Source organism: Pseudomonas sp. WS 5021 (assembly GCF_012985535.1).
In the GTDB taxonomy this organism is placed as follows: Bacteria; Pseudomonadota; Gammaproteobacteria; order Pseudomonadales; family Pseudomonadaceae; genus Aquipseudomonas.
On sequence record NZ_JAAQWP010000006.1, the window covers coordinates 348,227 to 371,343 of the forward strand.

The window sequence follows — 23,117 nt, forward strand, 5'->3', positions numbered from 1 at the left end:
ATCGAGCCCCCCCTGTGGGAGCGGGCTTGCCCGCGATGGCAGTAGTACAGGCACTATCTTTGGCTGACATACCGCCATCGCAGGCAAGCCAGCTCCCACATGGTTTTGTGGTGTGTCCAGAGCTCCCTGCCTGGTCGAGCCCCCCCTGTGGGAGCGGGCTTGCCCGCGATGGCGGTAGTACAGGCACTATCTTTGGTGGCTGACATACCGCCATCGCAGGCAAGCCAGCTCCCACATTGGTTTTGTGGTGTGTCCAGAGCTCCCTGCCTGGTCGAGCCCCCCCTGTGGGAGCGGGCTTGCCCGCGATGGACTCAAGGGCGCTGCTGATCCACCTGATACACCACCGGACTTTCACCCACCACCCACGCCGTCACACTCCGCCCCGGATACCCGTCCCTCTGCTCCTGCGCAAAGTTGGCCACCAACCGCGTGCCATCGGCAAACGTGGTCTGCTGCATCAGCCGGTCGTTGCTCAGCCAGCGAAAATCCGTCATTGCCTGGGTCGCCAGACGCTCATGCAACGGGCGGAAAAACCCATCCTGACGCTGGATCATCGGCAAGCGTTGCTTCAAGGTAGCGGCGCTCAGGTGATACAACGGCGGCACGTTGTAAAGCAGCTGGGTCAACTCGTTTTCCGCCTGCACATTGCTCAGCTTCAGGCTGTCGAACAGCCAGTGGTGGCTGGTAATGACCGAGCCATGGAACACCGCCTGATACAGCGGCAGGCGCATCGCCGGGGCAAAGTACACGCTGCGCAGCGGCTCTTTGAGCGGCACGCGCTTGAAGAACACTGCCGGTTCCTCCGGTGGATACCAGGCGCCCACGTAGTAAGGCGATTGCTTGTCCTGGGTCATCTCGCGGTCGCCCCAGCCCATGACCGGGGTCTGCATGCCATGGGCGAACAACACGCCGCGGGCGGTGGTGGCATTGCCGTCTTCGGAGCCCACCGGCAACTGGAGGTGGCTACCAATCCAGCGTGCCGCGTCGATATTGCCCTCGGCGTTCTGCGCCTGGGTCATGCCCAGTACCGAGCGATAGCTGTCAAACAGCATGCCGGTGGCGTAGGCATCGAGAAACCAGGCATTGAACCCGGCCTTGGCCTGCACCGCTGTCACCCGTGCCTGCAGCAGCGGGCGCACGCAACGCGGGTCGGTGTAGTGCCCGGACTTCTGGAAGCCGGTCTTGAGCTGGCCATTTTTCAACATGATCGCGCAGTCGCGGTACGCCCGGCTGCCCAGGTGCGCGGTGGTCCAGTCGAGGTTCTCCGTGTCCGCCAGCGCGGTTTCATAGGAATCATAAGGCGCCATCAAGTACCCGGCCTCGACACCCTTGCGTACCGCCTCAGGGTGCCAGAGCCCGCCCTCCCAGCCTTCGCCCAGGGTCAATAGCAAGCGTGGTAGGCCACTGTCTTGCAGGGTCTTTATAGTTTTGGCGGATAAGGTGCTACCCCAGGTTTCGGGGGGCGCGGTCAAGGCGCTGGCAAACTCCTGCGCCAATGCCTGACGGACCACCCCATAGCCTTCGGCGAGGGCCTGCATGTCGGGCTCGGTCTTGGCTTGCCAGCCCTGGCGCGCCTTTTTGTCGAGGGCCGCGTTGAGCCCTCTTAACAACACGGCTTGCTGGTAACGATCCAGAAACGGCTGGGTGACGTGCACCACCTGCGTCGCCTGCGGGTCAAGCAGGCCCCTGAGTTGCGCGCCCAACCCATCAGCCGCGCGCAGCAATGTGCGTAGCTGCTGCCAATCGCGTACATCACCAAGGCCCAGCAGGTCGTTGCCCCACAGGTACACATGGCTGGCACCCAGCAGTTTTTCGCCGTCAGGCAGGCGTTGCAGCTTTTGCGCCAACGGCTCGTAAAGGCCCTGCTCCACCAGCCACTGGCGATAGCGCTTGGCACCGGCCAGCAAGTCGGCTTCGCCCAGGTTCAGGCGCAGTGTCATCGGTGCGCCAGGGTCCAGGGCGGTGAACTCATGGCGCAACGTCAAGCCCAGGCGCTGGCCCTCGGCATGCCACTGCAAGCGATTGTTGTAGGGGTTGGTCAGCAGCCAGTTGAGGGTAAAGCTGGCGTGGTCGACGCCCCATAACGGCAGGCTGAGGTCTTGGGTGCTGTTCACATCGCCGTAATCGAGCAGGAAGTCTTGCCACAGGCGATTGCCGGCGGGGATGTAATGCCCCTCGGCGAGCGGCCAGATCAAACCCTTGCCCATGGCGCTGGCCGGTTGCCGGAGGATGTCCAGTTCAGCAGCCTCGCGTGCGGTGACGCTAAGGATCAGGTCGCGCTGCTCCAGAGTGGCGCTCAGGTGATAGGCCCCCTTGTCCCATTGCCAGTTGGCCTGTTGATCGGCCTGTTGCAACTGGCTGACCTCATGGGCCGCCACGCCGCTTGAGGCCAGTACCGGTTCGCCGCCAGCGGGGGTAACGCGTACAGCCAGGGTCGCCGCGTCGAGTTCGATACGCCATTGGGCGTTTTCCAGCACGGTGCCGGCAACCGCCAGGGGTGAGAGCAGTAGCATGCAAACCATTAAGGTAAGGCGCAGACAACGAGGCATGGCAAAGACCTTCACACAAGTGAAAGCCTGGAGGGTAAAACAATTGGTTACCTGAGAAACGCCCCATTAGGACTTTGAGACGTTTCCCACGGCCCCTACCGCGCTGTAGGAGCCGGCTTGCCGACCCCTACGCGGGCTCGCGGATTTTGTACCAGGCCACATACAACGCCGGCAAAAACAGCAGCGTCAGCAGGGTGGCGATGATGATCCCGCCGATCATCGCGTAGGCCATCGGCCCCCAGAACACTTCCCGGGCGATGGGGATCATGCCCAGGCTGGCGGCCGCCGCCGTCAGCAGGATCGGCCGGCGCCGGTGTTCGGTGGCCTGCACCACCGCGTCCCACGGTGTGTAGCCATCCCGCTCGTAGGCGTCGATCTGGGTCACCAGGATCACCGAGTTGCGGATGATGATACCGATCAACGCCAGGATCCCCAGGATCGCCACAAAGCCCATGGGCGTGCCCGTGGGAATCAGCGCCAACACCACGCCGATCAAGCCCAGTGGGGCCACGCTGGCCACCAAGAACATTTTCTGCACGCTGTGCAACTGGATCATCAGGAAGGTCGCCATCAAGAACAGCATCAACGGCACCACACTGGCAATCGGGCCCTGGGCCTTGCCGCTTTCCTCCACGGTGCCACCGGTAGCGACCGTGTAGCCCACCGGCAAGCCGGCGCTGAATTTCTCGATTTCAGGCTTGAGCTGCTTGACCAGGTCGGTCGGCTGCATCTCGTCGCGCACGGCGGCCTTGATGGTGATGGTCGGCTTGCGATCACGGCGCCACACCAGCGGCTGCTCCAACTCGTAGCGCACGGTGGCAAAGGCCAGCAATGGGATCGAGGTACCGCTGGGGGTGACGATCTGCAGGTTCTGCAAGGTTTCCGGGGTGCCGCGCTCGGCGTCTTCGGCGCGGCCGACCACGTTGATCAGGTAGATATCGTCGTGTACCTGGGTCACGGCCGAGCCGCTGACCACGCTGTTCATCAACTGCGCCACGTCTTCGGACGACAGCCCAAGCTGGCGCGCCTTGTCCTGGGCGATATCGACCCGCAGCACTTTGCCCGGCTCGTTCCAGTCATAGATGATCTCGCCCAGGTGCGTATTTTTATCCAGCAACGTCGCCAGTTCGATGGCGTGTTTGCGCACCTGGTCGATGTCCTTGCCAGACACCCGGTACTGGATCGGCCGCCCGACCGGCGGGCCCATTTCCAGGGGTTGGACAAAACTGCCGACGCCCACGAAGTCATCGCGCAAACGTTTTTGTAGGCGCTCGATCAACGCGCCGCGCTCCTCCAGGCCCTTGCTGACAATCACCAACTGCGCGTAGTACGGGTTCTCCAGTTGCTGGTCCAGGGGCAGGTAGAAACGGATCGCCCCTTGGCCAATGTAGGTACTCCAGCGTGCGATGTCGGGGTCGTCCTTGATGATTGCCTCAAGCCGATCCACGGCCTTGCGGGTTTCGTTGATCGAGGCGTTTTGCGGCAGGTTGAGGTCGACGAGGATTTCCGGGCGATCCGACGACGGGAAAAACTGGTTCTGCACAAACTGCATGGAAAACACCGACGCCACGAACAGCAGCACCGTCAGGCCAATCGCCCACCAGCGGTTGCGCATGGCCCACAGCATACCGGCGTTGAACACCCGCCCGATCCGCCCCGGCTCTTCACTGTGGGGTTTGACCTTGCTGCTGAGGATATGCACGCCAATCACCGGCGCAAACAACACGGCCACCACCCACGACACCAGCATCGCCACCGCAATCACCGCAAACAGGGTGAAGGTGTATTCGCCGGCCGAGCTGGCGTTGAGGCCAATCGGCACGAAGCCGGCCACGGTCACCAGGGTGCCGGTGAGCATGGGGAACGCGGTGGAGGTGTAGGCGTAGGTCGCGGCCTGCTCCAGGGTCTCGCCTTTTTCCAGGCGCGTGATCATCATTTCCACGGTGATCATCGCGTCATCCACCAGCAAACCGAGGGCGATGATCAACGCACCCAGCGACACCCGCTGCATGGTGATGCCGCTGTACTCCATAAAGACAAATACCAGTGCCAGCACCAGCGGGATCGAGCACGCCACCACCAACCCGGCACGCAGGCCCAGGCTGATAAAGCTCACCACCAGCACGATGATCACCGCTTCGAACAGCGCACTCGTGAAGCCGCCGACGGCCTCTTCCACCACCTCTGCCTGGTCCGACACCTTGTGCACGCCGATGCCCACGGGCAGGTCGGCAGTCAGCTCGTCCATGCGCTGGTGCAGGGCCTTGCCGAACTCCTGGATATTGCCGCCCTTCTGCATGGCGATGGCCAGGCCAATGGCTTGCTGGCCGTTGAAACGGAACATCGGCCGCGCCGGATCCACATAGCCACGGCTGATATCCGCGATATCCGCCAGGCGGTAGAAGCGGTCATTGAGCCGCAGGTTGACGTCAGCCAGATCCTTTTCCGAGGCGAATTGCCCGGAGGTACGCACCGAAATCCGCTCCGGCCCGGCCTCGATCACCCCGGCCGGGGTCACCGCGTTCTGCGCTTGCAGGCTCTGCACCACTTGGCGCTGGTCAATCCCCAGGGCGGCCAGTTTGCGCGTGGAAAAATTCAGGTAAATCACTTCGTCCTGCTGGCCGATCATCTCGACCTTGCCCAGCCCCGGCACCGCCCGGATTTCGGCGCGCACCTGCTCGACGTAGTCGCGCAACTGGCGCATCGACATGCCATCGGCGGTAAAGGCATACACCGAGCCAAACACATCACCGAACTCGTCGTTGAACGACGGTCCCTGCAAGCCCTGGGGGAAAGTGCCGCGAATGTCGTCGATCTTCTTGCGCACCTGGTACCAGATCTCGGGGATCGCCTTGGCGCTGGTGGTGTCCTTGAGGAACACGAAGACCGTGGATTCACCGGGCCGGGTGTAGCTTTTCACATAGTCCAGGGAGTCCAGCTCTTCGAGCTTTTTCTCGATGCGGTCAGTGACCTGCTTGAGGGTTTCTTCCTGGGTCGCGCCCGGCCAGCGGGTCTGGATCACCATGGTCTTGATGGTGAAGGACGGATCTTCCTCGCGCCCCAGGTTCATGTAGGAAAACACGCCCATCAGCAGCGCAACGAACATCAGGTACCAGACGAAGGACTGATGCTTGAGTGCCCAGTCGGATAAGTTGAAGCTCCCTTTCATCGCGGGCTGTCCTCGTCGGTTTTGACTTTTTGTCCGGGTTTGAGGCTATTGACGCCGGCGCTGACCACCCGCTCGCCAGGCTGCACGCCGCCGTTGAGCACGACACTGCTGGCATCACGGCTGACCAGGGTCACGTCGCGGGGTTGCACGGTCTGCTGCTGCATATCGATGACCCAGATGCGGGCCTTGCCCTCGACATCCTGCACCGCGCTGGCGGGCAACTCGATGCGGGGCGCGATGGCCGAGCTCAAGGTCACACTGATCGCCGTGCCCAACCGGAACGCCGGGGGCGTCTGGGCCAGGGTCAGGCGCGCGCGACGGGTGCGGGTTGCGCTTTGTGCCTGGGGCTCGATCTCGCGCACGGTGGCGGTGGTGTTGATGCTGGGGTCCAACTGGCTGGCCACCAGGAACACCACATCCGGCGGCAGACGCTCGGCGAGGCCGGCGGGCAGGTCGATCACCGCTTCCTTGATATCCGGACGGGCCAGGGTCACTACTTGCTGGCCGGCGCTGACCACCTGGCCGGCCTCGGCATTCCAGGCGGTGACGATGCCGCCGTGGTCAGTGCGCAACTCGGCGTAGTTGAGCTGGTCCTTGGCCTGGTCCACCGAGGCCTTGGCCTGGTCGAGGGAGGCCTGGGTAGTTTTCAGGTCGGTCTGGGCAATGTCCAGTTGCGCCTGGGCGCCGACGCCACGGTTGAACAACTCCTGCTGGCGCCGCGCATTGGCCTGGGCGTTGATAAATTGCGCCTGGATCCGCGCCAGGTCGCCCTGGGCGGCGCGCAGCTGGTTCTGCTGGTCCGTGGGGTCGAGCACCGCCAGCAAGGCGCCTTTTTCGACTTCGGCGCCCACATCCACCGCGCGCCGGGCGATGCGCCCTGGCACCCGGAAACCCAGGTTACTTTCATAACGCGCCTGGATGCTGCCGGCAAAGCGCCCGAGGTGAGCCTGATCTTCGGCCTTCACCTCGACCCAGAGCACCGGCCTTATAGGCTCCGGCGCCGGCTCTTCCTTGGAACAGGCGATCAGCAACAGGCTGCTGGCGAGGATCAGCGTCAGGTGCTTCATGGCTGCACGCCCTTGGCCTGGGCCTGGTCCGGCGCCTGGGCGATCTCCACCACCATGCCTGGGTGCAGCAATTGCCCACCGGCCACTACGACTTTTTCGCCGCCCTTGAGGCCATCGCTGATGATCACCTTGCCGGTCAGGTAGCGCGCGACAGTGACCTTGTGCAATTGCGCCTTGCCGTCGCCATCCACCAGCCACACGGCGGGCTCGCTGAGATCCTTGGTCAGTGCAGCCCAAGGCAGTTCGATGCTGGCCTTGGCTTGCCCGTTGGCGGTGGCGCTGACCACCGAACCCAGTTGCATGCCCTTGGGCAAGGCCTCCAGGGCGATCTTCACCTGCACCGTGCCGCTGCTGGCCGCAACGGCCGGGGTCACTTCACGCACCCGACCCACAGCCTTGATGCTCGGGTTATCCAGCAGGCTGACGGTGATTGGCGCATCCGGCGGTGGCTCCGCCAGCAGCGATTCGTAGACGTTGAATACCGCGTCGCGCTCGCCGTCACGGGCCAGGCTGAAAATCGGCACGGTGGCCTGCACCACCTGGCCGACTTCGGCCTGGCGCGCGGTAATCACCCCCGGCGCTTCTGCGATGAGGGCGGTGTAGCCCAACTGCTCGCGGGCGTTGGCCAACTGCGCCTGCGCCGCCGCCAGGGCACTTTGGCTGCTGCGCAAGGCGGCCTGGGCCGCGTCGTACTCGCTGCGGCTGGTGTAGCCCTTGGGCAGGAGTTTCTCCTGGCGCACAAAGGCCGCCGCCGTCTGTTTGACCCGCGCCTGTTCCGCCACCACCTGGGCCTGGGCGGAATCGACGTTGGTCTGCAAATCCTTGGGATCGAGCCTGGCCAGCACTTGCCGGGCCGTCACGCGGTCGCCCACATCCACCATGCGCTGGATAATCTTGCCGCCCACGCGAAACGACAAATCGGTCTGCACCCGCGCCTGGATATCCCCGGTAAGGGTCACCGCCGCCGCGAAATCGGTCGGCTGCACGGTTTGCACAAACACCCTGGAATGGGCCTTGGGTTCAGGCTTTTGCTGGCCACAGCCGCTCAGCAATGCCAGCAGGGCAACGCCACAAATAACTGTTGAGGTGGGACCGCCCATGCAGGCTCCTTTTGCGTGATACCGACGTGCCAGTGTGTATGCGACTGTGAGCTTAGTTCAGGGTTCCGCCTTCGACTATGGGAATTACATGGCCTCGGTTGATCGCCGGCAAGCCGACTCCTACAGGGTAAGATGGCGGTCCATACCGGCCGGGAACGCCCCTGATGCTGAAAACCTTAGCGGTGGCCAATTACCGCTCGATCAATAAATTGGTGGTACCGCTGGATCGGCTGAACCTGATCACCGGCCCCAATGGCAGCGGCAAATCCAACCTGTACCGCGCCTTGCGCCTGCTGGCGGAAACCGCCCAGGGCGGCGTGATCAATGCCCTGGCCCGCGAAGGAGGCCTGGACTCGACGTTCTGGGCCGGCCCCGAAAACATCAGCCGGCGCATGCTCAAGGGCGAAGTCGCGGTGCAGGCCAGCGTGCCCCAGGGCGTCAAGCGCTTGCGCCTGGGCTTTGCCGGCGAAGACTTCAGCTACGCGATTTCCCTGGGCTTGCCAGTACCCAGCTCGTCGTACTTTTCCCTGGACCCCGAGATCAAGAAGGAATGCATCTGGGCCGGTCACGTCTATCGCCCGGCCAGCCTGCTGGTGCAACGCTCGGGGGCGATGATCCGCGCCCGAGACGGGCGGGCCTGGGATGTGCTGGCCCAGCACACGCCCGACTACCACAGCCTGTTCGACCAGGTCGGCAGCCTGCGCGGCTCGCCCGAAGTGCTGATGCTGCGCGAAAGCATTCGCGGCTGGCGCTTCTACGACCACTTTCGCAGCGACGCCGATGCGCCGGTGCGCCTGCCCCAATTGGGTACGCGCACACCGGTGTTGCACCACGATGGCCGCGACCTCGCGGCCGCGTTGCAGACCATCCGCGAAATCGGCGACCCCGAGGCCTTGCAGCGCGCAGTCAGCGATGCGTTTCCCGGCGCACGCCTGAATATCCAGCCGTTGCAGGGCGGACGTTTTGCCATTGAGTTTTATCAGGAAGGGTTGCTGAGGCCACTGTCGGCGGCGGAGTTGTCGGACGGCACCCTGCGCTACCTGCTGCTGATCGCCGCCCTGCTGACGCCACGCCCGCCGACAATGATGGTACTCAACGAACCGGAAACCAGCCTGCACCCGGACCTGTTGCCGGCCTTGGCGCGCCTGATCATCCAGGCTTCAAGGCAATGCCAGGTGTGGGTGGTGTCCCATGCCAGCCGCTTGATCGCGGCGTTGCAGCAGGACGAGGGATGCAATTCGATTGTGCTGGAGAAGGTGATGGGCCAGACGCAGATTGTGGGGCAGCGGGTGTTGGATGAGCCGGCGTGGCATTGGCCGAGTTAGGCAGTGTGTTGGAAGCCCTTCGCCCGGTGCCGCACACCGGGCATCTGAACACTCACGGTGCAGTACCAAAGTAATCGCTGTCTATGCGCAGAATCACTCCCATTATTTAAATAGATGGAATTTTTCCTTCAGAACTTTATGAGCTTAACTTCGGAGGCATCCGACTTTACTTAAAACCTATATCTCTTCAGGCTGACGACCTGGCACTTACACCTAGTTTTAATCACTGCATACACCAAGCTTAGTGCAACACACACGTCATGAACGAGAATATAAAATGAATACAGTCCAGCCTGCACGTCACACCAACGAAGCTTGCGCTGACTTTCTCCGCGACCTAGACAAGTCGAAAATCACGGAGAACATACAAGACACCTGCAACGAAGAGGTGTTGACCCTCGTCAGGCAACAGCAAGAATACAGAAAAGCCCATCCTCCTATCGCTATTTACCGAATCGCAGCGCAAGGCAGCCAAACCCGCAACGGTGGCGTTATTGAACAAGCCACTTCTCCGATGGAATTCAAACTGCCTAATGGGCAGCACGTACACGCCGCGCAGAAAGGTGATTACGCTGTATACAACGACGGCACTAAAGCACAAATTGTAACCGCCGCAGGAGCAGACTACAGCCATATTGCATTAGTGGGCAGCGTGCTCAGTAACGGTGACGAAATCATCAATACACCGCAAAGTTCTTCGTTGATCATATTACGTGCGGGAGTGTCGAAAGCTGAAGATTTTTTGCAATCTATTTGAGTGCTTAACCGCAAACCGTACACCAGTTGACTACCCGCTAATTAGATAACACTTAACCACTTCCAAATAAAAAATTAATGGACGCTCGCAACGCGTCATTACCCGACCGAAAACAATAGGAAATAACAATGAGTGAAGGTCATTTCATTGGTCGCGGTGACAAGACCACCTGCGGCGGGATCGTCCTGGATGGAGATGTGAGGGTAACTATATTCGGTCTGCTTCATGCCCGCGAAGGGGGCGAAGTCACATGCGGCATAGACAGGAAGATCTATCAGATTATCGGTGGCATATCGCACATAGAGAGTCATGGCAAACTTGTAGCGGGCACGCTGGACAGTTTCAGCAGTTGCCCCTGCCGAGCGCGGCTGATTCCCTCGGTGTACACGGCGACCTACAGCAACCAAGGCACTGCACCGCGAGTGGCCAGGCGAGCCGCCGAACCCACCGCGCCACCCGTTACCCAACGACCGGCAGCTGCGACCTCATCCAGCCTGGCGCTTTCAGCCAATCGCGCTCCAGCCGTATTCAACAGCGTTGAGCCCCAGGAACCTGGGTTCTACGTGGTCCCCAAAAGCATGACCCGCGAAGCGTTGGAGGCGGTCCTTTTCCCCGAGCACAACCCCGCCGTCATGAGCAAGTTTCAGGGGCTTAACCCCTATAAGGGCGAGGTTAAAGCCGGCTCGATCATCGTGTTGAGTGATCCGAACAACACCGCCTGCACTTACCAGGAAGCCCTGTTGATGCAGGCCGCCCAGCAAGTAGACGCAGCGCTGGAGCCCCTGACACCCGAGGAGGCCGACTTTCTGTACCGGCACGGCGCAGAAATCGCCGGGTTTATCGGCCACACCTCAACCTGGCTGGGCGTCAGCGCGGTGGTGATAGAGCAGCACCTGAGCAACCTGCGCGACACCCTCCAAGCCATCGAGCGTCTCCATCAAGAGAGCTATCGCCGGGAAGGACACCTCAAGTCCCCGCAATTTCTCGCTGATCGCAAGCGCCTGCTGGCTCAGTTGGATGCCCATCTGTTGAAGTCCACTCGCCTGCGTGGCCAGACAACCCTGGGCGATCACCCCAAACTGAAAACCGCCCTCGGCATATCCAGTCGCAGCCTGGTGCATCACTGGGGCAAGGCCGGAGCACCCGGACAAATTCCGGGGTATGCCACCCATGTGGAAGCAACCAGCCGTGCAGCCAACTACATGAAGACCGGCGGGTACATCGCCATTGGTATTGGCGGCGTGTCTTCGTTATTGGCTATTCAGGAGGTGTGTAATGGGGGGACTGTGGAAGCTTGTGAGAGGGTTAAGTTTGTTGAGGGGGGGAAATTTGCAGGGTCTACGATGGTTGGTGCTTTGGGTGGTGTGTCAGCTAGTTCGGTGAGCGGTCCAATCTGCATAGCGATTGGCGTATCTACAGGAGGTATCGGGGGTGTTGTGTGTGTCGCCGCGATAGTGGGAGTTGGCACATGGGCGGCCACTACTGTCGGTGGTATGGCAGGTGAAGCACTGGGAGAGCAAATTTACCAGGCGACTCAACCATGACCATTATCGATAGTTGGCCTCTCTGGTTTGCGATTTTTTTTCTAGGGGCGCCACTGCTGATAGGCGTTGCCGGCATCGCCCACAGTCTGCATCTAAGCCACCGTCACCTGGACGCAATAAAAGAGGCCCTGAAGAACAGCCACTACATTTATATTTGGGGTCCGAGCTTGGGGAGGCGCGGTTTTATTTGGTCGATCCTGGAAATATCAAAAATCACCGGAATGATCGTTTGGCCCAAGCCCTTTATCAGGATTGGGGAACTAGACCCACTCGATTTCAAAAATTTCCCTCCTCACTTGAAATGGTGTTTGATCGCCAACTTAACGATGATAAACATTCCACTCGCCTGGATGATAGCTATAGCCTTTTTATTAAAATTCAGGTAATTCGAATGTAGCCTCAATTGAGTTGTTATGTATGCGCAGCATGCCTTAATAGGGACTGGCATATGGATGAATATAGTTATCGATGAGCCGAGAGGGAAATACATGAGCAAAACAATTACCAAGACTACATAACCATGACCAATATCGATACCTGGTCTCCCTGGGTTGCGATTTTTGTTCTAGCGGCCCCATTCCTGCTTGCATATGTAGGGGCGGAATACAGTCTGTACTTGAGCCATTGTCATCTGGGAGCAATAAAGGAGGCCTTGAAGAACAGTCGATATATTTACATTTGGGGGCCGAGCCTGGGGAATCGCGGTTTGATTTGGTCGCTTTTTGAAATATCAAAAATCAGCGGAATGATTGTATGGCCCAGATCCGCCATCATGATTGGTGAACTAGATCCAGTCGATCTTAAAAACTTCCCACCTCACTTGAAACGACATTTGATCGCCAACCTGACGATTATGAGCATTTCTTTAACCTGGGGAATAGTTTCAGTCGCGCTAGTGAAATATTAATAATTCTGGCCAACTCCAAAATTTAACTGCCGTATATACGCTGCATATTTAGTAAGTTCTGGCTATTCAGCAGGTGTGTAATGGGGGTTCTGTGGAAGCTTGTGAGAGGGTTAAGTTTGTTGAGGGGGGGGAAATTTGCAGGGTCTACGATGGTTGGTACTGTGGGTGGTGCGGTAGCTCGTTCGGCGAGCGGTCCGATCTGCATGGCGATTGGCGTATCTACAGGAGGTGTCGGGGGTGTTGTGTGTGTCGCCGCGATAGTGGGAGTTGGCACATGGGCAGGTACGACTCTCGGTGCTATGGGTGGCGAAATAGGCGGAGAAATTATGTATGAGAGAACGTTGCCATGATAACAGAGGGTTTCTGGACGTCCTGGCTGGCTTTTTGGATGCTAAGTGGTGCGCCGGGCCTGATCGGAGTTGCCGCTATCGCCCACAGCCTGTACCTGAGCCGCCGTCATCTGGGCGCTATAAAGGAGGCATTGAAAAACAGCCACTACATTTATATTTGGGGGCCGAGCTTGGGGAGGCGCGGTTTTATTTGGTCGATCCTGGAAATATCGAAAATCACCGGAATGATCGTTTGGCCCAAACCCTCTATCAGGACTGGAGAACTAGACCCACTCGATCTCAAAAATTTCCCTCCTCACTTGAAATGGTATTTGATCGTCAACTTAACGATGATGAGCATTCCACTCGTCTGGTTGATAGCTGTAGCCTTTTTATTGAAATACAGGTAATTCGGATGTTACCTCAATTGAGATATTATGTATGCACAGCATGCCTTAATAGGGACTTGGATATGGATGAATATAATTCATCAATGATCCGGGAGGAAAACACACGGACAAAACAATCGCCAAGACTACATAACCATGACCATTATCGATAGTTGGCCTCTCTGGTTTGCGATTTTTTTTCTAGGGGCGCCAATGCTGATAGGCGTTGCCGGTATCGCCCACAGTCTGTATCTAAGCCACCGTCACCTCGAAGCCATAAAGGAGGCCCTGAAGAACAGTCGATACATTTATATTTGGGGGCCTAGCCTTGGGAAGCGCGGTTTGATTTGGTCTCTTTTGGAAATATCAAAAATCACCGGAATGATTGTGTGGCCTAGGTCGTCCATCATTACTGGTGAACTAGACCCGGTCGATCTCAAAAATTTCCCTGCTCACTTGAAACGGTATTTGGTCATCAACTTAACGACGATAATCTTTTCTTTTACCTGGATGATAATTACATACTTCCTGATTAAGTATTGGTAATTCTGACAGCGCCTCACCCGGCCCTCATTGCAGAAAGTGCCGGGTGAAGCCTTCAACTTGCCTGCAATAGCGACTTCAACCCTGCCACTTACCCCCTTCAACAATCACACTCTCAGGCTTGGTGTCATCGCTCAGTTCTTTACGCACGTACTGGTCATACAGCTTGAGCAAGAACTTCTCTTCACCCAACTTCGCCAACTCGGCATTCACCCAGTCGCGCAGTTCGATATTGCCCTTCTTCACCGCCGGTGCAATCGGCGCTTCGTCACCCAGTTTCTCTTCCAGCACGCGATAGCCCGGGTTCTGTTTGGCCCAGCTGAACAGCACCAGGTTGTCCTGGGCATAGGCATCACCACGCCCAGCCGACAAGGCTTGCAGTGACTCGGAGTTTTTCTCGAACTTGAGCAGTTTCCAGTCCGGGTGGTTCTTGGTCAGCCAGATATCGGCAGTGGTGCCGGTGGTGACGATGGTGGTGCGGGTCGCCAGGTCGTCGAGGCTTTTGACCACGCTGTCGTTAGGCACCAGGGCCTGGACCGCGACTTTCAGGTTGGGGTTGGTGAACTCCACCGCTTCCTTGCGCTCCGGGGTCACGGTCATGTTGGCGAGGATCAGGTCGACCTTGTCGCTCTGCAAAAACGGGATGCGGCTGGCCGGCTCCACGGCCACGAACTCGACCTTGTTCTCGTCACCCAGCAGGTCCTTGGCAAACCGGCGGCCGATGTCGGTATCAAAGCCGACGTAGCGCCCGGCTTCATCGACAAAGCCAAACGGCGGCTTGTCGGTAAACACGCCGACGATCAGCTTGTCGCGGGCCTTGATCTTGTCGATGTAACTCACCGCCGCCGGCGCGGCAGCGGCGGGTTTGGCCGGTTCTTCAGTTTTGTTGCAGCCGGCCAGTAAGGCGAGGCCGAGCAGCGGCAGTAACAACTTGGCAGTTTTCATGACAGCTCCAGTTCCTTGATTTTCTTGGGCAGTGTTGAAACAAACGAGAATTTCTCGAGGAACTGCTGCGCGCGTGCGGTCTGCGGGTTCGTAAAGAAGGCCTCGGGGGTGTTGTGTTCGAGGATGCGGCCAGCTTCCATAAACACCACGCGGTCGGCGACGGCGCGGGCAAAGGCCATTTCGTGGGTAACGATCAGCAGGGTCATGCCATCGCGGGCCAGGTCCTGGATCACTTCCAGCACCTCCTTGACCATTTCCGGGTCGAGGGCGGCGGTGACTTCGTCAAACAGCATGACCTGGGGGTTCATGCACAGCGAACGGACGATGGCGATACGTTGCTGCTGGCCGCCCGAGAGCTGGCGCGGGAACGCATCGCGCTTGTCGGCGAGCCCTACCCGCTCCAGCAGTTTTTGCGCCTGTTCACGGGCTTCGCGGGGCTCGCGCTTTTGCACTTTGAGTGGGCCCAGCAGGATGTTGTCGAGCACGCTCATATGGGGGAACAGGTGGTAACTCTGGAACACCATGCCTACGTCCTGGCGCACCTGGCGCCAGTCGGTGTGTTTATCCAGCAGCTCTTTGCCGGCCAGCCGCAGGCTGCCGCTGTGGGCCACTTCCAGGCCATTGAGGCAGCGCAGCAAGGTGCTTTTACCGCAGCCGCTGGGGCCGAGGATCACCACCACTTCGCCGCTTTGCACCCTCAGGTCGATGCCATTGAGCACCTGCTGTTCGCCGAAGAATTTATTGAAACCCTGGAACTCGATCAGTGCGCTCATGCTTGGGCCCAGCGCCGTTCCAGCACCTTGGAGGCGGCCGACAACGGGTAGCAGATAAAGAAGAAAAACAGGAACAGCGCGCCGTAGATCAATACCGACTCGTAAGTGCGCTCGATGATTTGCTGGCCGACCTTGATCACGTCCACCACGCCGATCAGCACCGCCAGGGAGCTGGTCTTGATGATCCGCGTGTAGACGTTGATGGTCGGCGGCGTCATACGCTTGAGCGCCTGGGGCAACAGCACGAAGCCGTAGAGCTGCGGCGCCGACAAGCCAATCGACAGCCCCGCCTCCCGCTGCCCGCGCGGCAGCGAATGCAAGGCCCCGCGCACCACTTCGCCCACTTCACTGGCGCCCCACAGCGACAGCACCAGCACCGCGCACCAGAAACTGGGGATGCTCAGGCCGGTGAAAATCGGCAGGCCAAAAAACAGCAGATACAGCCACACCAGCACCGGAATCGCGCGGAACAATTCCAGGTAAATGCGCAGCAGCAGGTTGATCGCCCGCACATTCAAAGTGCGCAGCACCCCATACACCACCCCGCCAATGGTGCTGAAGGCGATGCTCAAAAACGAAATCGACAGGGTTTGTGCAGCGCCCTTGCCCAGTTGCGGCAACGACACCCACAACAATTCAAGACCCGAACTGGCCATGCTGGAGCCTCCTTTCCAGGCGGCTGAGCAGCAGCGACAGCGGCAAGAACAACAGCACGCAAATCAGCGTGAGCACGGCGAGCATCTCGTAAGTCTTGTAGTAGAGGGCGATATAGCTTTTGGTGGTGTAGAGAATCTCTGGCACCGCCACTGCCGACACCACGGTGGTTTCCTTGAGCAGGAAAATGAAATTGGCGAACAGCGCAGGCAGGCTGAGGATCCCGGCCTGGGGCAGGATCACATGGCGCAGCAACTGCCAGTCGGACAGGCCGATGGACTTGCCCGACTCGATCTGCGCCAGCGGCACCGCTTCCACACCGGCGCGCAGCACTTCGGTGAGGTAGGCGCCGCCCAAAAAGGTCATGGTGATGATCGCCGCCCAGAACCCGGAGATATTCAAGCCCAGGGCCGGCAAGGCGAAGTACACGAAGAACAGCTGGATCAGCAGCGGCGTGTTGCGCGCCAGCTCCACATACAGCGCTACCAGGCGCGACAGGTAGGGCGTGCGGAACACCAGCAGGGCCGAGTTGATCAGCGCCACCAGCAGCGAGGTGCCGATGGCGATCAAGCCTACTTGCAGGGTCACCCCCACGGCCTTGAGAAACGCCGGCAGGGTGCTGAGGATAAACGCGTAGTCGAAGGTCATTTCAAGTCCTGGGCGCCGCAGGGGTAATGCGGCGTAAACGCAGTCCGGTCCAGCGTGGGTAACGCCGGGAAGCGCTGACTTTAAAGGTATAAAAACCAAAATTTAAATACCGAAATAGCATATTGATATCACCCAAAAAGCTAACCGGCGGATTCGCCGGGTTGCCGGGTGACAGCTATTGTTCTGGGGTGTGTAGGAAGGGTCTTTTTTTTGCGCTGAACCACAGGGAAGGACAGCGCGTGCCCAGACTGAGGGCCATTTAACAGCGAGGGAATGCCAGATGAGCGAGACAAAACCGATTGACCCGCAGGACTTGGTGAAATGGCTGGTGGCGCTGCGGCGGGCGATCAACCGCCGGGATTTGTAGCGCAGTGTGGGAGCGGGCTTGTGTAGGAGCTGGCTTGCCTGCGATGCAGACACCTCGGTTTATCAGTATTACCGAGGTGATGCTATCGCAGGCAAGCCAGCTCCTACACAAGCTCAGCTCCCACATTTCTTGAAGGGGGTTTGGCAAATCAGAACGCCGGCAACACCGCGCCGCTGTATTTCTTCTCGATGAAGGCTTTGACTTCAGGGCTGGTCAGGGCCTTGGAGAGTTTCTGGATGGCGGCGCTGTCCTTGTTGTCTGGGCGGGCTACCAGATAGTTCACGTACGGCGAGTCGGCGCCTTCAATGATCAACGCATCCTTGGCCGGGTTCAGGCCGGCTTCCAGGGCGTAGTTGGTGTTGATCATGTCCAGGTCAACCTGGTCCAGGACGCGCGGCAGCAGGGCCGATTCCAGTTCCTTGAACTTCAGGTTCTTCGGGTTGCTGGCGATGTCCTTTGGCGTGGACAGGGCGTTTTTCGGGTCCTTGAGGGTAATCAGGCCGGCCTTCTGCAGCAGCAACAGGGCGCGACCACTGTTGGAGCCTTCGTTGGGAATAGCCACGGTGGCGCCGTCTTTCAGGTCTTCAAGCTTGGTGACTTTCTTCGAGTAGCCGCCAAACGGTTCAACGTGCACGCCAATCACGGTGACCAGGTTGGTGCCTTTACCCTTGTTGAAGTTTTCCAGGTACGGCAGGGTCTGGAAGTAGTTGGCATCCAGGCGCTTCTCGGCCACTTGCACGTTCGGTTGCACGTAGTCGGTGAAGACCTTGATTTCCAGGTCCACGCCTTCTTTGGCCAGGGTCGGCTTGATCAGCTCAAGGATCTCGGCGTGCGGCACCGGCGTGGCCGCGACCACCAGTTTTTCGTTGGCTTGAGCGATACCGGCAGTCAGGGCCGCCGCCAGGGCGGTGAACAACAGAACCTTTTTCATGCAGTGTCCTTAATCGAAAATCCGGGACGTCGGTGACGGCCGCTTCTTATGGGGGTGCCAGCGATGTGCTATCGCGGCGTGGAATGGACAATACCGATATTTTTTATTCCCGAACAATACCTTTTATTCACTTTGATATTCCATTTTGCTCATACAGAGCCCAAGCCCTGAAACAGACGCGTCAACGCTGCGCGCTCGACTTCGCTGCCGCTGCTCAGGATCTGTCGCACCTGATGCTCAATCTGCGCCACCGACGCCACCGGCAGGTTCAGATGCTCCGGCAAGATCTCATCGCCGCTGCTGACCAGCAGCGCAAAGTGGATCACGTTCTCCAGCTCCCGCGTATTGCCCGGCCAACTGTGCTGCTCCAGCACCCGCTGCGCGTCCTCGCTGATCAACGGCACCGGCAGGTCCAGGCGCTGGCTGTAGATCCCCAGGAAGTACTCGGCCAGGGACAGGATGTCGCCTACGCGCTCGCGCAGCGCCGGCAGTTCCAACTGGCCTTCGCTGAGGTAATGGAACAGGCGCTCATGGAATTTACCCACGGCCACCGCCTGGGCCAGGTCGATGCTGGTGGCAGCGACCAGGCGCACGTCCACCGGGCTCGGCTGATGGGCGCCGACGCGAGTGACTTCGTGGTTTTCCAGGGCGGTGAGCAGCTTGATCTGGATCGGCAGCGGCAAGTCACCGATCTCATCGAGGTACAAGGTGCCGCCGTTGGCCGAGCCGAACCAACCGGCGCGGCTGCTGGCCGCGCCGCTGTGGCTGCCGGCGGCATAGCCGAACAGTTCGGCATCGGCGTAAGTGGGGCTGATCGCACCGCAGTTGACCGACACAAACAGGCCGCTGCGGTCACTGCCACGATGGATATGGCGCGCCAGCAGCTCTTTGCCGCTGCCGGTTTCGCCGCGAATCAGTACGGGCAAGGCACGCGGGGCCAGGCTTTGAAGGTCTTCGCGCAGTTGCCGGGAACGGGGGTCGACAAATACCAGCGCCTTGGCGCGGATGCTCAAGGGGCTTTTTTCGGCATCGGGGAAGGTCAGCAGTGGCTGGCCAAAGGTTTCATGCAGGCTCATGGCAGGCTCCCGCCCCAATTCCACTTAAGGGACGGGGCGTTGAAAAGTATTAGGCGCGGCGCCGGGAGTGATGCTCCAGACGGTTTTGCAGGCGATAGAGGTAGGCGAAACCCTGCTCCCAGCGCTGGTGGCCGGACTTCACGTTGATATGCCCGGCGCCTGCGAGAATTCCGGCTTCAGCCCCCCAGTTCCGCGCCAGCTCCAGGGCCCGAGGGGCGCTGACCGCACTGTCGTTGTCGGAGCTGACGACCTGGCTGGGAAACGGCAACAGGTCGCGCGGAATCGGTGCAAAGTTGCGCAACGCCGGCGCACACGCGGGGCGCTCGACATCCGCCGGGGCCACCAGCAAGGCCCCGCGCACCTGGCGCAGGAACTGCAACGGCGCGCTGGCCGCCCAGTGCGCCACGGTGATGCAACCCAGGCTGTGGGCAATGAGAATCACCGGAGTGCTGTCGGCCGCAATGGCTTCAGCCAGGGCCGCCACCCAGTCTTCGCGGCGCGGGGTCAACCAGTCGGCCTGCTCCACGCGGGCGCTGTTGGGCAGGCTGTTCTGCCAATGGGTTTGCCAATGATCTTCTGGCGATCCTTGCCAGCCCGGCACGATCAGGTAACGGATCAACTCGCTGTGCATGGGTGTGCCCTCCTGCAGCGTTTAACGTTGCTGACCAGTATAGGGACGGGGCATATATTCGTTAAGGAATAAGAAGCTATTTATTAATAACCAAAAACACAAAACCATTTCGCTCAAAATGTAGGCGCTGGCTTGCCGGCGATTGCGCCGTGTCCGCCGAAACATTCATCGACTGACTCACCGCTATCGCTGGCAAGCCAGCTCCTACAGGGGTTGGGCAGACGGCTTAAATCACAGGCAAAAAAAAGGCCGCACCCTGCCAAGGAGACGGCCAAAAAATTGTCGAGGCTGTTGACACTAACGTGCAGTAATCACCGACAGCTTGGTAATTCCCGCTCGCTCAATCGACGCCATGGCCCGAGCCACTTCGCCATAGTTCACACCATCGTCAGCCTGCAGTTGTACCCGCACCTCTGGGTCCTTCGCCTTGGCGGCCTGCAGGTTGAATTCCAGCAGGTCCGGCTGGATTTCATCCTTGTTGATAAACACTTTGCCGGCGCCGTCGATGCTCACCACCAACGGGTCTTTCTGCTCCACCGGGGCCACGGCCTCGGTCTTGGGCAGGTTGATCGGGATCGCATTGGTCAACAGCGGGGCGGTGACGATAAACACCACCAGCAGTACCAGCATCACGTCCACCAGGGGCGTGACGTTGATCTCACTCAGTACCTCGTCGCTGTCTTGGGTGGAGAAGGCCATATCAGGACGCCTCCTTCACTTTTTGCGCGCTGCCCTGGGCGGCGTTTTTGTGCAGCGCCGGGTGGACCAGCACGCGGAACGAATTTTTCTGCGCCAGGCTGTAGAAGTCATGGGCGAAGTCATCCAGGTCGGCAGCCGTCAGCTTCAGGCGACGCAGGAAATAGTTGTAGACCAGTACCGCCGGTACGGCGACGGCGATCCCCACGCCGGTCGCGACCAGCGCCGCACCGATGGGCCCGGCCACGGTTTCGAGGCTGGCGGAGCCCGCGGCGCTGATCCCTTTCAACGCTTCCATGATCCCCCACACGGTGCCGAACAGCCCGATAAAGGGCGAGGTGCTGCCAATACTCGCGACCACGGCCAGGCCGGTTTCCAGGGAGCGCCGCTCACGCACGATCTGCTGGCGCAGGGCACGTTCGAGGCGGTCCTGGTGGTTGATCGCCTGGCTCAAGTCAGCGGCGTGCGGCGCATCACCGACCTGGATCGCGGCATACCCGGCCTGGGCCACACGGGCGGCGGCGCCGGGGTGGGTTTCGCTCAGTTCGGCGGCCGAATCGAGACTCGACGCTGCCCAGAACTGTTTGTGGAACTTGCGATCCTGGGCCTTGAGGCGGCCGAACTGCACGCCCTTGAGCAGGGCCAGGCCCCAGGTGGCGACGGAAAAAACCACCAGCAGCCAGATCACCGCGCTTTCGATGGATTCAAGTGGAGATGCCAGTAACGTCATGATGCGGTCCTCGGTGTAAGCGATAGAGTGTCGAGCAAAGGCTCAATGAATCTTGAAATCGATAGGTACGCTGACCCAGCCATCCTGGGCCACGTCGCCCTGCTTGGCGGGCACGAAGCTCCAGCGCTTCACGGCGCTGAGTGCGGCGTCGTCGAGTTGCTGGCGACCGCTGCTCTTTTGCACCTGGATTTCACCGGGCTTGCCGCTGGCCAATACATGCACCCGCAACAACACCGTGCCTTCCCAGCCACGGCGCTGGGCCAGTGATGGGTACTCGGGCGCCGGGTTCTTCAGGTACGCAGCGTTGGCCGAAGCAGGCGTCACCGGTGCCGGCGCAGGCGCAGCTGGCGTGGGCGCGGGGGGTGCCGGCTGGGGTGGCGCAGGCGGCTGTTCGACGGCTTTGGGCACCGGCTTGGGTTCGGGCTTGGGCACAGGTTTTGGCTTGGGCTTGGGAACCGGCTTGGGTGGCGCCGGCTTGGCCGCCAACTCATCCACGACCGGTGGCGGTGGTTCTACAACTGGCGGCGGTGGCGGTACAGGCGGCGGCGGTTCCACCACCGGCGGCGCCGGCTGGGAAAACTCGATGGTCATCGGTGGAATTTCCGGCGGCACAATCGGCAGCACCGGCACCGGTTTCTGGCTGACCCAGTAGATCACCGCGCCATGCAGCGCCAGCGCCAACAGGCCCAATAAAATGCCTTCACGGCGGCTCAAGATCCCCTTGGGGGTTTTCTGCAAACGCAACTGCCCCAAGGGCGCACGATGCGGCCGGCCAAGGTCGACCAACTCACCACTCGGTGCCTGGCGCCACTGCGCCTCATGTGCACTGGCGGCGGTCTGGACATTGCCCATTGATTCACTCCCTGCTGTCTTCAGCGAAAAAACCGACGGGCCTGCGGGGCGACCGTCGAGAGCTGAATCATCGGGGGCAGACGCTTATCTCTTAAAGTAATCTTTAAAGTTATACATAGACCAAACAGGAATATGAAAAATCAGCGCTTGGCCCAAAGCCACGCCCCACGGGGCCTGGCGGCGAGAGGCAAAATCATGATGCTTTGCGGGCATGCAAAATATTCCTCAAAGGCATGGCTCAGCGCGGGTTGGCCTCGCATAAATCCCACAATTGCCCCTGCAGGCTCTGCCCCGCCGCCCCCATCCCATTGCGCCCATACAGCGCCAGCCGCACGCCCTGCACCGCGGGCAAACCACTGTCGGCGCCGAGCACCACATGCCCGGCCTGCACCACCCGCTCAGGCAGCAGGCTGATGCCCAACCCCGCCGCCACCGCCGAACACACACTGGCCAGGCTCGCGCTGGAATAGCCAATGCGCCAGCGCCAGCCACCGACTTCCAGGTGCTGGAGCATTTCATTGCGGTACAGGCCGCCCACCGGGAACGCCACCAAGGGCAATGGGTCGCGGCCCAGGGCCGGCATGTGGCGGCTGTCGACCCAGCACAACGGCTCCGGCCAGGAGGCCAGGCAGTCGTCGCTGTCGCCCATCTGCTTGACCAGCAACACATCGAACTCACCGCCGCGATACTGGCGCAACAGCGCCGGCCCCAGGCCGCTGGTGACCTCCAGGCGCACCCGTGGGTAGGCCACGACAAACGCCGACAGCAACGGCATCAAGCGCTCGGCGGCAAAATCCTCGGGCACGCCCAGGCGCAGCACACCGTCGCTCTGCTGGTTGATCAGCACATCGGCGGCTTCTTCGTTGAGTGCCAGGATGCGCCGCGCATAGGCCAGCAGGCGTTCACCCTCGACCGTTGCCACCACCCGGCGCTGATCACGGTCGAGCAAGCGGCAGCCGACACTGTCTTCCAGGCGGCGCAATTGCTGGCTGACCGTGGATTGGGTGAGGTGCAGGCGTTCGGCGGCGCGGGTGAAATTCGCACAATCGACAACGGCGACAAAACTGCGCAACAGCACGGGATCGAACATGAACACCACCATCGGGTTTGCCACTGGTTGGCATGGTTATATTTA

The 23,117-nt window shown here is 60.2% G+C and carries 22 protein-coding genes; 7 read left to right on the forward strand and 15 right to left on the reverse strand.

The annotated features are described in order from the left end of the window. Nucleotides 1–311: 311 nt before the first annotated feature. From HBO19_RS20500 to HBO19_RS20515, 4 genes are all read right to left on the reverse strand, one after another. The gene (locus HBO19_RS20500) at nucleotides 312–2,549 is read right to left on the reverse strand and encodes a glycoside hydrolase (protein ID WP_170058179.1); all 2,238 of its coding nucleotides are present in this window, start codon (nucleotides 2,547–2,549) and stop codon (nucleotides 312–314) included. A 127-nt stretch (nucleotides 2,550–2,676) separates the two neighbouring features. Continuing rightward, nucleotides 2,677–5,718 carry an efflux RND transporter permease subunit gene (locus HBO19_RS20505; RefSeq protein ID WP_169953916.1) on the reverse strand — a complete coding sequence of 1,014 codons (3,042 nt, stop codon included), beginning with the start codon at nucleotides 5,716–5,718 and terminating at the stop codon, nucleotides 2,677–2,679. Continuing rightward, nucleotides 5,715–6,785: an efflux RND transporter periplasmic adaptor subunit gene (locus tag HBO19_RS20510; protein WP_169953917.1), complete on the reverse strand. Its 1,071-nt coding sequence runs from the start codon at nucleotides 6,783–6,785 to the stop codon at nucleotides 5,715–5,717. The genes HBO19_RS20505 and HBO19_RS20510 overlap by 4 nt, the downstream gene beginning before the upstream one ends. Next, a complete protein-coding gene (locus HBO19_RS20515) occupies nucleotides 6,782–7,885 on the reverse strand; it encodes an efflux RND transporter periplasmic adaptor subunit (RefSeq protein ID WP_170058180.1) in 1,104 nt (367 codons plus the stop codon). The genes HBO19_RS20510 and HBO19_RS20515 overlap by 4 nt, the downstream gene beginning before the upstream one ends. A gap of 164 nt (nucleotides 7,886–8,049) precedes the next feature. Here HBO19_RS20515 and HBO19_RS20520 point away from each other — a divergent pair, with 164 nt between their 5' ends. The 7 genes from HBO19_RS20520 (at nucleotide 8,050) to HBO19_RS20550 (ending at nucleotide 13,682) form a co-directional block, all read left to right on the forward strand. Beyond that, nucleotides 8,050–9,210: an AAA family ATPase gene (locus HBO19_RS20520; protein ID WP_170058181.1), complete on the forward strand. Its 1,161-nt coding sequence runs from the start codon at nucleotides 8,050–8,052 to the stop codon at nucleotides 9,208–9,210. 277 nt (nucleotides 9,211–9,487) lie between these two features. After that, nucleotides 9,488–9,967, forward strand: coding sequence for a hypothetical protein (locus HBO19_RS20525; RefSeq protein ID WP_170058182.1), 480 nt, complete (start codon nucleotides 9,488–9,490; stop codon nucleotides 9,965–9,967). A 128-nt stretch (nucleotides 9,968–10,095) separates the two neighbouring features. After that, nucleotides 10,096–11,511, forward strand: coding sequence for a PAAR domain-containing protein (locus HBO19_RS20530; RefSeq protein WP_169953921.1), 1,416 nt, complete (start codon nucleotides 10,096–10,098; stop codon nucleotides 11,509–11,511). Then, nucleotides 11,508–11,897, forward strand: coding sequence for a hypothetical protein (locus HBO19_RS20535; protein WP_169953922.1), 390 nt, complete (start codon nucleotides 11,508–11,510; stop codon nucleotides 11,895–11,897). The genes HBO19_RS20530 and HBO19_RS20535 overlap by 4 nt, the downstream gene beginning before the upstream one ends. Before the next feature lie 134 nt (nucleotides 11,898–12,031). After that, nucleotides 12,032–12,418 carry a hypothetical protein gene (locus HBO19_RS20540; protein WP_169953923.1) on the forward strand — a complete coding sequence of 129 codons (387 nt, stop codon included), beginning with the start codon at nucleotides 12,032–12,034 and terminating at the stop codon, nucleotides 12,416–12,418. Between the two features lie 346 nt (nucleotides 12,419–12,764). Continuing rightward, complete coding sequence (locus HBO19_RS20545) at nucleotides 12,765–13,157, forward strand: hypothetical protein (protein WP_169953924.1); 393 nt, start codon at nucleotides 12,765–12,767, stop codon at nucleotides 13,155–13,157. Nucleotides 13,158–13,292: 135 nt separating this feature from the next. After that, entirely contained in the window at nucleotides 13,293–13,682 is a 390-nt protein-coding gene (locus HBO19_RS20550) for a hypothetical protein (RefSeq protein WP_170058183.1), read from the forward strand. Between the two features lie 75 nt (nucleotides 13,683–13,757). Here HBO19_RS20550 and HBO19_RS20555 read toward each other — a convergent pair whose 3' ends face one another. From HBO19_RS20555 to HBO19_RS20605, 11 genes are all read right to left on the reverse strand, one after another. Continuing rightward, complete coding sequence (locus HBO19_RS20555) at nucleotides 13,758–14,624, reverse strand: transporter substrate-binding domain-containing protein (RefSeq protein WP_170042321.1); 867 nt, start codon at nucleotides 14,622–14,624, stop codon at nucleotides 13,758–13,760. Then, on the reverse strand, nucleotides 14,621–15,397 hold the full coding sequence (locus HBO19_RS20560; RefSeq protein WP_169953926.1) for an amino acid ABC transporter ATP-binding protein: 777 nt from the start codon (nucleotides 15,395–15,397) through the stop codon (nucleotides 14,621–14,623). Before HBO19_RS20560 ends, HBO19_RS20555 begins: the two co-directional genes overlap by 4 nt. Further along, complete coding sequence (locus HBO19_RS20565) at nucleotides 15,394–16,053, reverse strand: amino acid ABC transporter permease (protein WP_170058184.1); 660 nt, start codon at nucleotides 16,051–16,053, stop codon at nucleotides 15,394–15,396. The genes HBO19_RS20560 and HBO19_RS20565 overlap by 4 nt, the downstream gene beginning before the upstream one ends. After that, a complete protein-coding gene (locus tag HBO19_RS20570) occupies nucleotides 16,034–16,699 on the reverse strand; it encodes an amino acid ABC transporter permease (protein ID WP_169953927.1) in 666 nt (221 codons plus the stop codon). The genes HBO19_RS20565 and HBO19_RS20570 overlap by 20 nt, the downstream gene beginning before the upstream one ends. 515 nt (nucleotides 16,700–17,214) lie before the next feature. Further along, nucleotides 17,215–17,997, reverse strand: a complete 783-nt coding sequence (locus HBO19_RS20575) for a MetQ/NlpA family ABC transporter substrate-binding protein (protein ID WP_170058185.1) — start codon at nucleotides 17,995–17,997, stop codon at nucleotides 17,215–17,217. 149 nt (nucleotides 17,998–18,146) lie between these two features. Then, nucleotides 18,147–19,073 (reverse strand): sigma 54-interacting transcriptional regulator, encoded by a 927-nt coding sequence (locus HBO19_RS20580; RefSeq protein WP_170058186.1) that lies wholly within the window; start codon nucleotides 19,071–19,073, stop codon nucleotides 18,147–18,149. A 49-nt stretch (nucleotides 19,074–19,122) separates the two neighbouring features. Continuing rightward, nucleotides 19,123–19,704, reverse strand: a complete 582-nt coding sequence (locus HBO19_RS20585) for an alpha/beta hydrolase (protein WP_032856553.1) — start codon at nucleotides 19,702–19,704, stop codon at nucleotides 19,123–19,125. Between the two features lie 297 nt (nucleotides 19,705–20,001). Continuing rightward, the gene (locus HBO19_RS20590) at nucleotides 20,002–20,403 is read right to left on the reverse strand and encodes a biopolymer transporter ExbD (RefSeq protein ID WP_029299521.1); all 402 of its coding nucleotides are present in this window, start codon (nucleotides 20,401–20,403) and stop codon (nucleotides 20,002–20,004) included. 1 nt (nucleotide 20,404) lies between these two features. Beyond that, a complete protein-coding gene (locus HBO19_RS20595) occupies nucleotides 20,405–21,130 on the reverse strand; it encodes a MotA/TolQ/ExbB proton channel family protein (protein ID WP_169953930.1) in 726 nt (241 codons plus the stop codon). Between the two features lie 42 nt (nucleotides 21,131–21,172). After that, nucleotides 21,173–21,982 (reverse strand): energy transducer TonB, encoded by an 810-nt coding sequence (locus HBO19_RS20600; RefSeq protein ID WP_169953931.1) that lies wholly within the window; start codon nucleotides 21,980–21,982, stop codon nucleotides 21,173–21,175. 238 nt (nucleotides 21,983–22,220) lie between these two features. Further along, entirely contained in the window at nucleotides 22,221–23,072 is an 852-nt protein-coding gene (locus tag HBO19_RS20605) for a LysR substrate-binding domain-containing protein (RefSeq protein WP_057437668.1), read from the reverse strand. Nucleotides 23,073–23,117 lie beyond the last annotated feature (45 nt).

Coding starts and splice junctions, on each gene's coding strand:
- HBO19_RS20575 (WP_170058185.1), bottom strand. CDS start 17,997: ATGAAAAAGGTTCTGTTGTTCACCGCCCTGGCGGCGGCCCTGACTGCC.
- HBO19_RS20520 (WP_170058181.1), top strand. CDS start 8,050: ATGCTGAAAACCTTAGCGGTGGCCAATTACCGCTCGATCAATAAATTG.
- HBO19_RS20570 (WP_169953927.1), bottom strand. CDS start 16,699: ATGACCTTCGACTACGCGTTTATCCTCAGCACCCTGCCGGCGTTTCTC.
- HBO19_RS20585 (WP_032856553.1), bottom strand. CDS start 19,704: ATGCACAGCGAGTTGATCCGTTACCTGATCGTGCCGGGCTGGCAAGGA.
- HBO19_RS20595 (WP_169953930.1), bottom strand. CDS start 21,130: ATGACGTTACTGGCATCTCCACTTGAATCCATCGAAAGCGCGGTGATC.
- HBO19_RS20580 (WP_170058186.1), bottom strand. CDS start 19,073: ATGAGCCTGCATGAAACCTTTGGCCAGCCACTGCTGACCTTCCCCGAT.
- HBO19_RS20535 (WP_169953922.1), top strand. CDS start 11,508: ATGACCATTATCGATAGTTGGCCTCTCTGGTTTGCGATTTTTTTTCTA.
- HBO19_RS20560 (WP_169953926.1), bottom strand. CDS start 15,397: ATGAGCGCACTGATCGAGTTCCAGGGTTTCAATAAATTCTTCGGCGAA.
- HBO19_RS20525 (WP_170058182.1), top strand. CDS start 9,488: ATGAATACAGTCCAGCCTGCACGTCACACCAACGAAGCTTGCGCTGAC.
- HBO19_RS20505 (WP_169953916.1), bottom strand. CDS start 5,718: ATGAAAGGGAGCTTCAACTTATCCGACTGGGCACTCAAGCATCAGTCC.
- HBO19_RS20510 (WP_169953917.1), bottom strand. CDS start 6,785: ATGAAGCACCTGACGCTGATCCTCGCCAGCAGCCTGTTGCTGATCGCC.
- HBO19_RS20545 (WP_169953924.1), top strand. CDS start 12,765: ATGATAACAGAGGGTTTCTGGACGTCCTGGCTGGCTTTTTGGATGCTA.
- HBO19_RS20565 (WP_170058184.1), bottom strand. CDS start 16,053: ATGGCCAGTTCGGGTCTTGAATTGTTGTGGGTGTCGTTGCCGCAACTG.
- HBO19_RS20515 (WP_170058180.1), bottom strand. CDS start 7,885: ATGGGCGGTCCCACCTCAACAGTTATTTGTGGCGTTGCCCTGCTGGCA.
- HBO19_RS20555 (WP_170042321.1), bottom strand. CDS start 14,624: ATGAAAACTGCCAAGTTGTTACTGCCGCTGCTCGGCCTCGCCTTACTG.
- HBO19_RS20530 (WP_169953921.1), top strand. CDS start 10,096: ATGAGTGAAGGTCATTTCATTGGTCGCGGTGACAAGACCACCTGCGGC.
- HBO19_RS20600 (WP_169953931.1), bottom strand. CDS start 21,982: ATGGGCAATGTCCAGACCGCCGCCAGTGCACATGAGGCGCAGTGGCGC.
- HBO19_RS20550 (WP_170058183.1), top strand. CDS start 13,293: ATGACCATTATCGATAGTTGGCCTCTCTGGTTTGCGATTTTTTTTCTA.
- HBO19_RS20500 (WP_170058179.1), bottom strand. CDS start 2,549: ATGCCTCGTTGTCTGCGCCTTACCTTAATGGTTTGCATGCTACTGCTC.
- HBO19_RS20540 (WP_169953923.1), top strand. CDS start 12,032: ATGACCAATATCGATACCTGGTCTCCCTGGGTTGCGATTTTTGTTCTA.
- HBO19_RS20605 (WP_057437668.1), bottom strand. CDS start 23,072: ATGTTCGATCCCGTGCTGTTGCGCAGTTTTGTCGCCGTTGTCGATTGT.
- HBO19_RS20590 (WP_029299521.1), bottom strand. CDS start 20,403: ATGGCCTTCTCCACCCAAGACAGCGACGAGGTACTGAGTGAGATCAAC.